The sequence below is a fragment of the Arthrobacter sp. C152 genome (genome assembly GCF_054890965.1).
The window spans coordinates 73,547-86,739 of the sequence record NZ_JBTZSU010000006.1 but is presented as its reverse complement, the minus strand read 5'-3'; the positions used below and the strand labels follow the sequence as shown (position 1 = coordinate 86,739).

Here is a 13,193-nt window from a genome sequence, read left to right as displayed (position 1 = left end):
CGACGGCGGGTGCGCACCCGCCGTCGAACGCCACCTCCCTCATCCCGCACCTAAGACTTCAGAATTTAGAGAACAAGAGAGAACAGGGACCATATGTCCAGCGAATCCTCCTTCGGCCTCATGCAGATCGGCCTCGCCACCGCGGAAGACATCCGCGGCTGGTCGTACGGCGAGGTTAAGAAGCCGGAAACCATCAACTACCGCACGCTCAAGCCCGAGAAGGACGGACTCTTCTGCGAGAAGATCTTCGGCCCGTCCCGCGACTGGGAATGCTACTGCGGCAAGTACAAGCGCGTGCGCTTCAAGGGCATCATCTGTGAGCGCTGTGGCGTTGAAGTCACCCGCGCCAAGGTCCGCCGTGAGCGCATGGGCCACATCGAGCTGGCCGCTCCCGTCACGCACATCTGGTACTTCAAGGGTGTCCCCTCCCGCCTGGGCTACCTCCTTGACCTGGCACCGAAGGACCTCGAAAAGGTCATCTACTTCGCTGCCTACATGATCACCAGTGTCGACGAGGCTGCCCGCCACGAGGAACTGCCCAACCTGCAGGTTGAGCACGATATCGAGAAGAAGCAGCTGATTGACAACCGCGACGCCGACATCGCCGCGATCGCCCGCGACCTCGAAGGCGAAATCGCCCGCCTGGAGGGCGAAGGCGCCAAGGCTGCCGACAAGAAGAAGGCCCGCGACTCCGCCGACCGCCAGATGGCAAACGTGCGCAAGCGTGCCGACGCCGACATCGAGCGCCTCGAGCAGGTCTGGGACCGCTTCAAGAACCTGAAGGTCGCCGACCTCGAAGGTGACGAAGGCCTGTACCGCGAACTGCGCGACCGCTACGGCATGTACTTCGAAGGCTCCATGGGTGCCGAAGCCATCAAGAAGCGCCTTGAGAACTTCGACATGCAGGCCGAGTCCGAAGCCCTGCGCGACGTCATCGCCAACGGCAAGGGCCAGCGCAAGACCCGCGCCCTCAAGCGCCTGAAGGTGGTCAACGCATTCCTGACCACCAACAACAGCCCGCTGGGCATGGTCCTGGACGCCGTCCCGGTGATCCCGCCGGAACTGCGCCCCATGGTCCAGCTGGACGGTGGCCGCTTCGCGACCTCCGACCTGAACGACCTGTACCGCCGCGTGATCAACCGCAACAACCGCCTCAAGCGCCTGCTTGACCTGGGTGCTCCGGAGATCATCGTCAACAACGAGAAGCGCATGCTTCAGGAAGCTGTTGACAGCCTCTTCGACAACGGCCGCCGCGGCCGTCCGGTCACCGGACCGGGCAACCGTCCACTGAAGTCGCTGAGCGACATGCTCAAGGGCAAGCAGGGCCGTTTCCGCCAGAACCTGCTCGGCAAGCGCGTCGACTACTCCGGCCGTTCGGTCATCGTCGTCGGCCCGCAGCTGAAGCTGCACCAGTGCGGCCTGCCCAAGCAGATGGCGCTGGAGCTCTTCAAGCCGTTCGTGATGAAGCGCCTGGTTGACCTCAACCACGCCCAGAACATCAAGTCGGCCAAGCGGATGGTGGAGCGTTACCGCCCGCAGGTGTGGGACGTGCTCGAAGAGATCATCACCGAACACCCGGTGCTGCTCAACCGTGCACCTACCCTGCACCGCCTGGGCATCCAGGCGTTCGAGCCGCAGCTTGTTGAAGGCAAGGCCATCCAGCTTCACCCGCTGGTTTGTGGCGCCTTCAACGCCGACTTCGACGGCGACCAGATGGCAGTGCACCTGCCGCTGAGCCCCGAGGCGCAGGCCGAGGCCCGCATCCTGATGCTGTCCTCGAACAACATCCTCAAGCCCTCCGACGGACGTCCGGTCACCCTGCCTTCGCAGGATATGATCATCGGCCTGTACCACTTGACCACCAAGCGCAAGGGTTCTGCCGGTGAAGGCCGCATCTTCGGTTCGGTGTCCGAGGCCATCATGGCGTTCGACGCCCGCGAGCTGCACCTGAACTCGCAGGTCAAGATCCGCCTCGAAGGCTTCGTGCCCTACGCCGGCTGGGAAGCTCCGGAAGGCTGGGAGCAGGGTCAGCCGGCCCTCGTCCAGACCTCCCTGGGCCAGGTCCTCTTCAACGAGACCCTGCCCGAGGACTACCCCTGGGTTGAGGCTGTTGCCGACAAGGGCGAACTGTCCCGCATCGTCAACGACCTCGCCGAGCGTTACCCGAAGGTCGTCACGGCGGCCACGCTGGACAACCTGAAGGATGCCGGTTTCTACTGGGCCACCCGTTCGGGCGTCACGGTCGCCATTTCCGACATCGAGGTCCCGGCCGCCAAGCCGGAAATCCTTGCCGGGTACGAAGAGCGCGCCGCCAAGATCCAGGGCCAGTACGACAAGGGCCTGATCGACGACGACGAGCGCCGCCAGGAACTGATCGAGATCTGGAACAAGGCCACCAACGACATCGCCTCCGTGATGCGTGAAAGCCTGTCCCCGATGAACACCATCAACCGCATGGTGTCCTCCGGTGCACGTGGTAACTGGATGCAGGTCCGCCAGATCGCGGGTATCCGTGGCCTGGTGGCCAACCCGAAGGGTGAGATCATCCCGCGCCCCATCAAGTCCTCCTACCGCGAGGGCCTGTCGGTGCTGGAATACTTCATCGCCACGCACGGTGCCCGTAAGGGCCTGGCCGACACCGCCCTGCGTACCGCCAACTCGGGTTACCTGACCCGTCGTCTGGTGGACGTCTCGCAGGACGTCATCGTCCGTGAAGAGGACTGCGGCACCGAGCGTGGCCTGGTCACGCCGATCGCCGTCGCCGACTCCAACGGCGAGCTGGTCCTGGACGAGAACGTCGAGAACAGCGCCTACGCACGTACGCTGGCTGTCGACGTCGTGGACTCCGAGGGCAACGTCCTCGCAGCTGCCGGTACCGACTGCGGCGACGTGGTCATCGACGAGCTCTTCAAGGCAGGCATCACCGAGGTCAAGGTCCGCTCCGTACTCACCTGTGAGTCCAGCGTCGGCACCTGCGCCCTGTGCTACGGCCGCTCGCTGGCCACCGGCAAGACCGTTGACATCGGCGAGGCCGTCGGCATCATCGCCGCACAGTCCATCGGTGAACCCGGTACCCAGCTGACCATGCGTACGTTCCACACCGGTGGTGCTGTCTCCGCCGGCGGCGGCGACGACATCACCCAGGGTCTGCCCCGTATCCAGGAGCTCTTCGAAGCACGTACTCCGAAGGGTGTTGCCCCGATTGCTGAAGCAGCCGGCCGCATCACCATCGAAGAGTCCGAGCGCCAGATGCGCCTGGTCATCACCCCGGATGACGGGTCGGAAGAGATCGCGTACCCGGTCCTGCGCCGTTCACGCCTGCTGATCGAGGATGGCGACCACGTCACCGTCGGCCAGAAGCTGATCAACGGCCCCGTCGATCCCAAGCAGGTCCTGCGCATCATGGGTCCGCGTGCGGCACAGAAGTTCCTGGTGGACGAGGTCCAGGGCGTGTACCGCAGCCAGGGCATCGGTATCCACGACAAGCACGTCGAGGTCATCGTCCGCCAGATGCTGCGCCGTGTCACGGTCATTGAGTCCGGCGAATCGGACCTGCTGCCCGGCGAACTCGCCGAGCGCAGCCGCTTCGAGGAGGCCAACCGCCGCGTTGTGTCCGAGGGCAAGACTCCGGCTTCCGGACGTCCCGAGCTCATGGGCATCACCAAGGCGTCGCTGGCCACCGAGTCCTGGCTGTCCGCGGCATCCTTCCAGGAGACCACCCGCGTCCTGACGCAGGCGGCCATGGAGGGCAAGAGCGATCCTCTGCTGGGCCTGAAGGAAAATGTCATCATCGGTAAGCTGATCCCGGCCGGCACGGGCCTCCCGCGCTACACCGAGGTCACCGTCGAGCCCACTGAAGAAGCGAAGGCCAACCTGTTCACCGGCCCCAGCGCTTTCAGTGACTTCTCGTACGACACCCTGGGCGGCGACGGGGCTCCTGAGTTCCACGCCATCCCGCTGGATGACTACGACCTGGGCAACGACTTCCGCTGACCAGCCGAAGCCGGCCTGGCCGAAGGGATGGTCCCGCACCGCACGGTGCGGGGCCATCCCCGTTTAACCCGCCGATTAAGGCATGGAGCCCGTCCATGCTAGACTTGTTACCAATTGTTATTGTGGCAGTGGATGAGAGCGCGAGCCTTAGCTGAAAAGCTTGGCATGAGCGACGTTTCCGGTTTGCAGGGTTCTTGTGCAACGTATGCCACATTTTTGCATGCCTAGGGAACATTGGTCCTGAACCGGTCCCAAGCGCATGTGATCCGACTATTAAGGCTTCGCCTTCGCCGCCTGGAGATCGTCTTCATGGCACCGGGCGGCGAGGCAACCAACAAGAGAGCGGCCGGCAGCGGCTGCTCCGGATAAAACGGAGAACACGAGAGTGCCTACGATTAACCAGCTGGTCCGCAAGGGCCGCACGCCTAAGGTCTCAAAGACCAAGGCTCCCGCGCTTAAGGGAAGCCCGATGCGCCGCGGTGTCTGCACCCGCGTCTACACCACCACCCCGAAGAAGCCGAACTCGGCTCTGCGTAAGGTGGCCCGTGTGCGCCTCAACGGCGGCGTGGAAGTTACCGCCTACATCCCCGGTGTTGGCCACAACCTGCAGGAGCACTCCATTGTGCTCGTTCGCGGTGGTCGTGTGAAGGACCTCCCGGGTGTCCGCTACAAGATCGTCCGTGGCGCCCTCGATACCCAGGGTGTGAAGAACCGTAAGCAGGCCCGCAGCCGCTACGGCGCAAAGATGGAGAAGAAGTAATATGCCTCGCAAGGGTCCGGCCCCCAAGCGGCCGCTCGTTTCGGATCCGGTATACGGTTCCCCGCTGGTCACCCAGCTCATCAACAAGGTGCTCGTTGACGGCAAGAAGTCCACGGCAGAGCGCATTGTCTACGGTGCCCTCGAAGGCGCACGCGCCAAGTCCGGCGGCGACCCCGTTGCAGCCCTGAAGAAGGCCATGGACAACGTCAAGCCTTCCCTCGAGGTCCGTTCCCGCCGCGTCGGTGGCGCCACCTACCAGGTTCCGGTTGAGGTTAAGCCGGGCCGCTCCACCGCACTCGCCCTGCGGTGGCTGGTTGGCTACTCCAAGGCCCGCCGTGAAAAGACGATGACCGAACGTCTCCAGAACGAAATCCTGGATGCGTCCAACGGTCTCGGTGCCGCTGTGAAGCGTCGCGAAGACACCCACAAGATGGCCGAGTCCAACAAGGCCTTCGCACACTACCGCTGGTAATACTCCCCGGACGCCGCCGGCTCAACCGAGCCGGCGGCGAACGTGTAGTCCATCCCAAAAGGAGACCCCGTGGCACAGGACGTGCTTACCGACCTTAGCAAGGTCCGCAACATCGGCATCATGGCCCACATCGATGCCGGCAAGACCACCACCACCGAGCGCATCCTGTTCTACACGGGTGTGAACCACAAGATCGGCGAAACGCACGACGGCGCTTCGACCACTGACTGGATGGAACAGGAAAAGGAACGCGGCATCACCATCACGTCTGCCGCCGTGACCTGCTTCTGGGAGAACAACCAGATCAACATCATCGACACCCCCGGCCACGTGGACTTCACGGTTGAGGTTGAGCGCTCCCTGCGCGTCCTCGACGGTGCAGTCGCTGTCTTCGACGGCAAGGAAGGCGTTGAGCCGCAGTCCGAGACCGTGTGGCGGCAGGCTGACAAGTACAACGTTCCGCGTATCTGCTTCGTCAACAAGATGGACAAGCTCGGTGCTGACTTCTACTTCACTGTAGACACCATCATCAGCCGCCTCGGTGCCAAGCCGCTGGTCATGCAGCTGCCGATCGGTGCCGAGAACGACTTCATCGGCGTCGTGGACCTGCTCTACATGCGTGCCCTGGTTTGGCCGGGCGACGCCAAGGGCGACGTGACCATGGGTGCCAAGTACGAGATCCAGGAAATCCCCGCGGACCTCCAGGCCAAGGCCGAAGAGTACCGTGCAGCGCTCGTTGAGACCGTTGCCGAGTCCTCCGAGGAACTCATGGAGAAGTACCTCGAAGGCGAAGAGCTCAGCATCGACGAGCTCAAGGCCGGCATCCGCAAGATGACCATCAACTCCGAGCTGTACCCCGTGTTCTGTGGCTCCGCCTTCAAGAACCGCGGTGTCCAGCCGATGCTCGACGCTGTGGTGGACTACCTGCCGAACCCGCTCGACGTTCCTCCGATGATCGGTCACGACCCGAAGGACGAAGAGAAGGAACTGACCCGCAAGCCTTCCGCCGACGAGCCGTTCTCGGCCCTGGCGTTCAAGATTGCGGCCCACCCGTTTTTCGGCCAGCTCACCTTCATCCGCGTGTACTCCGGTCACGTCGAGTCCGGCGCCCAGGTGGTCAACTCCACCAAGGGCAAGCGTGAGCGCATCGGCAAGCTGTTCCAGATGCACGCCAACAAGGAAATGCCCGTCGAGGCAGCAACCGCCGGCCACATCTACGCAGCCATCGGCCTGAAGGACACCACCACCGGTGACACCCTGTGCGACTCGGCCAACCAGATCGTCCTGGAGTCCATGAGCTTCCCCGAGCCCGTGATCTCCGTGGCCATCGAGCCGAACACCAAGGGTGACCAGGAGAAGCTCTCCACGGCCATCCAGAAGCTGTCCGCTGAGGACCCCACCTTCCAGGTGTCCCTCAACGAAGACACCGGCCAGACCATCATCGCCGGCATGGGCGAACTCCACCTGGACATCCTGGTGGACCGCATGCGCCGCGAATTCAAGGTCGAAGCCAACGTGGGCAAGCCGCAGGTTGCTTACCGCGAAACCATCAAGCGGGCAGTCGAGAAGCACGACTACACGCACAAGAAGCAGACCGGTGGGTCGGGCCAGTTCGCAAAGGTCCAGATTGCCATCGAGCCGCTCGACACCGCCGAAGGCGAGCTGTACGAGTTCGAGAACAAGGTCACTGGTGGACGCGTTCCGCGTGAGTACATCCCGTCCGTTGACGCTGGTATCCAGGACGCACTGAACGACGGTGTCCTCGCCGGCTACCCGGTTGTCGGCATCAAGGCAACGCTGCTTGACGGCGCTTACCACGACGTTGACTCCTCGGAAATGGCGTTCAAGATCGCCGGCCGCATGGCTTTCAAGGAAGCCGCGCGCAAGGCGAACCCTGTCCTGCTTGAACCGCTGATGGACGTCGAGGTGCGTACCCCTGAGGAATACATGGGTGACGTTATCGGCGACCTCAACTCCCGCCGTGGCCAGATGCAGTCCATGGAAGACGCAGCAGGCGTCAAGGTTGTCCGTGCCCACGTGCCGCTGTCCGGCATGTTCGGCTACATCGGCGACCTGCGCTCCAAGACCCAGGGCCGCGCTGTGTACTCCATGACGTTCAACAGCTACGCCGAGGTCCCGAAGGCAGTTGCCGACGAGATCATCCAGAAGTCCCGCGGCGAGTAGTCCTTCACGGACTTTCAAAGCGAACACCCTCGGCTGTGCTGGCCGGAAGCGGACAGCACAGCCGGTGCAGGCGGCCGGCGCCGGCCGGACCTGTCCGGCAATGCCGGTTCCGGCCCCTGCACGAACAGGCTCAGGGGATTAGTATTAGTTCCTGAATCTGCAATTTCACCAATCCAAAGCCCCCAAGTAGACTTGCCTGAGTTCTACCGCGACAAGCGCGGCTGGAGGGCAAGTTATTTGAAAACGTTCTAGGAGGAACCTGTGGCAAAGGCAAAGTTCGAGCGGACTAAGCCGCACGTCAACATCGGCACCATCGGTCACGTTGACCACGGTAAGACGACGCTGACGGCCGCCATTTCCAAGGTGCTGTACGACAAGTACCCCACCCTCAACGAGAAGCGTGACTTCGCGTCGATCGACTCTGCACCCGAAGAGCGTCAGCGCGGTATTACCATCAACATCTCCCACGTGGAGTACCAGACCGAGAAGCGTCACTACGCACACGTTGACGCCCCCGGCCACGCTGACTACATCAAGAACATGATTACCGGTGCTGCCCAGATGGACGGCGCAATCCTCGTGGTTGCCGCTACCGACGGCCCGATGGCTCAGACCCGCGAGCACGTTCTGCTCGCCCGCCAGGTTGGTGTTCCCTACCTGCTGGTCGCGCTGAACAAGGCTGACATGGTTGAGGACGAGGAACTCCTCGACCTCGTTGAAATGGAAGTTCGTGAGCTCCTGAGCTCGCAGGGCTTCGACGGCGACAACGCTCCCGTCGTTCGCGTTTCCGGCCTGAAGGCCCTGGAAGGCGACCCCGAGTGGGTCAAGTCCGTTGAGGACCTGATGGCTGCTGTCGACGAGTCCGTTCCGGACCCCGTACGTGACCGCGACAAGCCGTTCCTGATGCCGATCGAAGACGTCTTCACCATCACCGGCCGTGGCACCGTTGTTACGGGCCGCGCCGAACGTGGTACCCTCGCCATCAACTCCGAGGTCGAGATCGTCGGTATCCGCCCGGTCCAGAAGACCACGGTTACCGGTATCGAGATGTTCCACAAGCAGCTCGACGAAGCATGGGCCGGCGAGAACTGTGGCCTCCTGCTCCGCGGTCTGAAGCGCGACGATGTCGAGCGTGGCCAGGTTGTCGTCAAGCCGGGTTCCATCACCCCGCACACCGACTTCGAGGCCAACGTCTACATCCTCTCCAAGGACGAAGGCGGACGTCACAACCCGTTCTACTCGAACTACCGCCCGCAGTTCTACTTCCGTACCACGGACGTGACCGGCGTTATCACCCTGCCCGAGGGCACGGAAATGGTTATGCCTGGTGACAACACCGAGATGACCGTTGCGCTGATCCAGCCCATCGCTATGGAAGAGGGCCTCGGCTTCGCAATCCGCGAAGGCGGCCGCACCGTTGGTTCGGGACGTGTTACCAAGATCATCAAGTAGTATTTGCTGATCACGGACTTGCCAGGCCCAGGCCGCAGGCAGTCCACAGAAAACCCCGCTGCAATGTGCAGCGGGGTTTTCTTTTGCTAACTTTATTCCAGTCAATGGATTTATTGCGGCTGGTGCCGCTGTGCCGTGGGAGGCGAAGGCGTGACCGACGAAGCGTACGAGGCGGGGTACCGGGCGGGCCACCTCCAGGGCTGGCTGGATGCGATGGCGAGGATGGACCGGCTCCAGGGTGGGATACCTGCTCCCGGGGAGCCGTATCCCACAGCAGCCCAACCTCCAGCCGCAACCATGCAGGCCCCGCCGTGGCTGCGCCCTCCTGCGCAGCCGCGTCCTGCTGTGCAGCCTCGGGAGGCGCGTGCTCACCGTATGCAGCCTCAGCCGGCCCCGGGACGTGCACCGGGGGTTGGCGCGGTCCGGCCTGCAGCGTCCACGGCAGGACGGGTTTTGTCTCCAGCAGAGCAGCAGGAGCGCCGGGAGCGCCGGGACAGGCAAAACATCAACCTGACTCTGTACGTGGCAAGCCTGCTTCTGGTCGCGGCGGCGGCGCTGTTCATAGGAACAGGGCTCCCGCCGGCGCTGCGGTTCGCTGGTGTCACCGGCATGTCCGGAATGTTCTATGGCGTTGGCCTGGTGCTCCATGCCCGGGTGGCCCGCCTTCGGCCTGCCGCTGTTGCCTTCGCCGGCACCGGGCTTGCGCTCGTACCCGTCGCGGGGCTGGCGCTGTACACCTTTGCCTGGCACGACGGCCGTGGCGCCTGGCTTGCGACGTCTCTCTTCGGAACGGCCGCCTATATCGTCGCGGCGCTGCGCCTGGAGAGCCGGGTCCTGGTCTACCTGTCTTTGACGCTTGTTCTCTCCTCGGCGTGGTCGGGGGTGGCGGTGCTCGGTGCGGCGCTGGTTTGGTACTTCGTCGCCGTCATTGCCGCGGCGGTGGTGCTCACGGCGTTTTCCCTGGCCCGGCCCCGGTGGCTGCCGCCGGTCTATGTCCAGCCACTCGCCACTCTCCACCCTTACCTCGTTCCAGCAGTGGCCGTAGTGGCGACGCTCTTCCCGACGCCCTTGGGCAGGGCGGAGTACGCGCTCGTCCTTGGACTGTGTGGCGGCTATTTCGCATTGTTGTCCGTGGGCTCGACCGGCGTGGCACGCGTCCGCTGCTTTTATGGAGCGCGGGCTGCGCTTACCGTGTCGGGGGCTGCCGGTGCGTGGGCGGTGACTGGCCGGGGGAGCGACGCGCTGCTGGCTGCGGCAGGTTTGCTTGCCGTTCAATCATGCGCCGTGGCTTTCAGCGCCGGCCGCCTGGATGTTTGGTTTGCGCGCAGGTCGGACCAGCCGGCTGCCGCGTCCCGGCGCTCAGGGAGATGGTGGCGGGCCGATGCTCTCTTGACATACGCGGGCCAGCTGGTGGCCACCGCTTCGTACGCCGTGAACGTGATGTTCGCCGGGAACGTGATGTTCGCCGGCGTGTTCCCGTTCGATCTTCAGGACGGGCGGTTGCCCCTGCCCGCCGTGTTCTTCCTGGCGCTTGGCACCGCGGCCCTGATCGCCGCCAGGCTGCGGGGAGCGGCTGAAGCGGCTCCCGCCGCAGCCCTGGCCCTGGCCGCGGTCTTCAGTTACCAGGTGGGGGAGGGAGCCGTCGCCGTGATGCTCGCGGCCGGGGCTGTGTACTGGCTGGTCCGCGGCGGCCTGGCTGATGGGCCGCGCCGGCGGCTCATGGTGTTCAATGCCAGGGCGGCAGCCACCCTGGTTGTTCCGGCGGTGGCCGCCGCAGTGACGGACGGGCCGGCCCAGGACAGTGCCGTATGGTTCAGCCTGGCCACTGCGGCGGCCGCCCAGCAGCTGCTGTCCGCAGCGCTGGAAAAGTCCGGACGGCACACTCTCGCCCCGCAATCGACGCTGGCAGGTTACCTTGTCCTCGGCACGTCCAGCCTTTACAGCCTTGGTGCTGTCCATGCGGACCGCTCTCTGGACGCGGCGCAAGGCGCCGGCCCTGTCTGGACGGCAACCCTGATCCAGCTGTTGGCAGTGCTGGCAACAGGTCTGCTGTTGCTGCCGCGCGGCGGCGGCACATGGCGCCCCACCGTGGGGGAAGTCCTGCCGCCGTTCGTGGCAGCACTGCAGGTTGCCTTCGCCTTCCAGTTCCTGGGCCTGGGGCAGGGCAACCTCGCCTTGCTGATGTTGATGGCGTACTTGGCTGTCGCGGGGCTCCGGCTGCAGGCCCTGCAGCACCGCTGGAGCTATTGGTGGTTGTGCCGCTCTGCCGGCACCATCCTGGTGCTGACTGCCTATGACCAGTTGGAGGCGGCGTCCGGCCGGCCCGTTGTTGCCGGTGAGGCTCTGGACCCTGCGGTGCTGCTGACGGCCGTTCTGGCCAGCCAGCTGGTCCTCCCGCTGCGCGCCGTCGTCCGCGGCCATACGCCCCGCGGCGTCCGGGAAGACGCCGGATTGGTCGTCCTCCTACAGCTGGCATCCTGTGCCGCTGCAGGACTGTCCGGTGGTCACCTGTCCGGCAGCCACGCGAACGCCGCCACGTGGCAATACCCTTTCATCATTGCCCTGGTCGCTGCCTGCGCCGCCGCGGCCGGGTACGTGCTGCGCCGCATGCCGGGTGCAGCGTACTTTGCGCCGGCGTCGTTCCTTGTCCTGACTGGCCTCTCCGCAAACGATGCGCTGCCGCTGGAAGTCTTGCTGGGCATCTACTCCCTGTTTGCCGCCACCATGGTTGTGGCGTCACCCGGGCGTGCAGCCAAGGGCTGGTACTTTGTAGCCGCCCGGGTCCTCACTGCAGCCTTGGCTGTTGTTTTCAGTTATGACGTGACGGCCTCTCCCACGGCCGTGTCTGTCACCTTCGCCCTGGTTCTTGCCTGCCAGCATGTTGTCCGGTGGGCGATGCGGTCGCGGTTGGCCGACGTGCCGTTCCAGCAGGATGCTGTCTGGATCACGTTGGCCGGCCAGGCTCTGCTTCCCCTGGCGTATGCCGCCCACCACGCGGCAGGCCGCCACGCCGGGGGTATCGACGGCGGCCGCTGGGTGCTCTATGTGGAATTCGCCCTGCTGCTGGCATCGGCCGTCGGCGCCCGCAGTCTCTTTGCGGCACGGGGTGCGCTCTACTTTGGCGTCTTCGCGGTGCTGGGCGGCGTGCTCGCGTTGAGTCCCCTGGTACCGTTCGGCGACGCGCCTGTCCTCTCGCACACCGGTACGGCGGCGGCGTTGCTTTCGCTGGGCATGGCGGCAATGGGAGCAGGCGTGCTGCAGCAGCAGGGTGCCAAGGGCGGGGACGGCGAGGACGCCGGCGCGGAACACTGGATGTGGCTGGTTTCCGCGTCCGCCTTCATGGCTGCCGCGCTGGTGATCTCGCCGCTTGCCGCGCAATGGGTCCCCGGGGCAGCCGTCCTGGGGCTGGCGGCAGTCTGCTTCACCGCCTCCCATGTTGAACGGTGGCCGGTGCTCTACGTTCCGGCAGTAATGGCTGTCCTGGCGGGGGCCCTGATGGCTGCCTCGGCTACGTTCGGCGACTACCAGGGTGCCTGGCGGCACTATCTCCCCTGGCTCGCCGGCCCAGGTACTGCGGCTGCGGTGATGTACAGCGCCAGGCTTCTCCTGGCGGAAAAGCTGGAAACCCTGGACCTGCGCGACGGATCTTTGCGGGCCCGGTCGCTGGGGGCGGCCGCCTTCGTGGGCCTCGGTGCGGCGGCCTTCGCCGGCCTGCCGGGGGATGCCACGGCGTGGACGGCGGCTGCCTTCCTCTCCCTCGTCGTCGGGGTTGCCGTCCGGGAAGCGCCGCCAAGAGCGCGCCGGGCCACGGCGGAGGCGGGCGCCGTCGTTCTCGCAGCGTTCATCCAGCGCGCGGCAATCTTCCAGCTTGATGCAGCGGCCGGAGAGCCGGCGTGGTTCGGTGCATACCTTCCGGAGGGCTTCTGGGTGGCCCAGTGGTACGTCGTGCTTGGTGCTGTCCTTGCCTGTCTCCGCTACGTGACCGGCCACGCGGCGGTGGGCCGGGTACTGGCAGCAGGGTCCGCCGGACTGCTCACGCTCACGGGGCTGGGTACTCTGTTCGGGGGCAGCGGAGCCCAGCAGCTGTGGGTCCTGGGAAGCCTGGCGGTATTGCTCGCCGGGGGCCTGGCTCTCGGGGACCGGGTCTTCGTCCGCTGGGGTGCCGCGGGCGTGACCGCCTGCGTTCTGTGGGCCTTGCGGCAGTACACCTTCGCACTGCTGGCGCTCATCGCCGTCGGCCTCATTGCCTTCGCCGTCTGGCGGCTAAACCGCAGCCCGGGCAGCTCCGGCCGGCAGGACAGCCGGGGCCGTCCCGGAACCCTCCCCTGATAC

The 13,193-nt window shown here is 65.0% G+C and carries 6 protein-coding genes; all 6 read left to right on the top strand.

Annotation, left to right across the window (positions count from 1 at the left end):
* The first annotated feature begins 93 nt into the window (after positions 1–93).
* The 6 genes from ACYSM9_RS06175 (at position 94) to ACYSM9_RS06150 (ending at position 13,190) form a co-directional block, all read left to right on the top strand.
* Positions 94–3,993 carry a DNA-directed RNA polymerase subunit beta' gene (locus ACYSM9_RS06175; protein WP_461856107.1) on the top strand — a complete coding sequence of 1,300 codons (3,900 nt, stop codon included), beginning with the start codon at positions 94–96 and terminating at the stop codon, positions 3,991–3,993.
* 385 nt (positions 3,994–4,378) lie between these two features.
* The gene (gene rpsL, locus ACYSM9_RS06170; RefSeq protein WP_009358312.1) at positions 4,379–4,753 is read left to right on the top strand and encodes a 30S ribosomal protein S12; all 375 of its coding nucleotides are present in this window, start codon (positions 4,379–4,381) and stop codon (positions 4,751–4,753) included.
* 1 nt (position 4,754) lies between these two features.
* The gene (gene rpsG, locus ACYSM9_RS06165) at positions 4,755–5,225 is read left to right on the top strand and encodes a 30S ribosomal protein S7 (RefSeq protein ID WP_003803829.1); all 471 of its coding nucleotides are present in this window, start codon (positions 4,755–4,757) and stop codon (positions 5,223–5,225) included.
* A 69-nt stretch (positions 5,226–5,294) separates the two neighbouring features.
* Entirely contained in the window at positions 5,295–7,409 is a 2,115-nt protein-coding gene (fusA, locus tag ACYSM9_RS06160; RefSeq protein ID WP_461856106.1) for an elongation factor G, read from the top strand.
* A gap of 261 nt (positions 7,410–7,670) precedes the next feature.
* Positions 7,671–8,861 (top strand): elongation factor Tu, encoded by a 1,191-nt coding sequence (gene tuf / locus ACYSM9_RS06155; RefSeq protein ID WP_461856105.1) that lies wholly within the window; start codon positions 7,671–7,673, stop codon positions 8,859–8,861.
* Between the two features lie 453 nt (positions 8,862–9,314).
* Positions 9,315–13,190 (top strand): hypothetical protein, encoded by a 3,876-nt coding sequence (locus ACYSM9_RS06150; RefSeq protein WP_461856104.1) that lies wholly within the window; start codon positions 9,315–9,317, stop codon positions 13,188–13,190.
* The last annotated feature ends 3 nt before the right edge of the window (positions 13,191–13,193 follow it).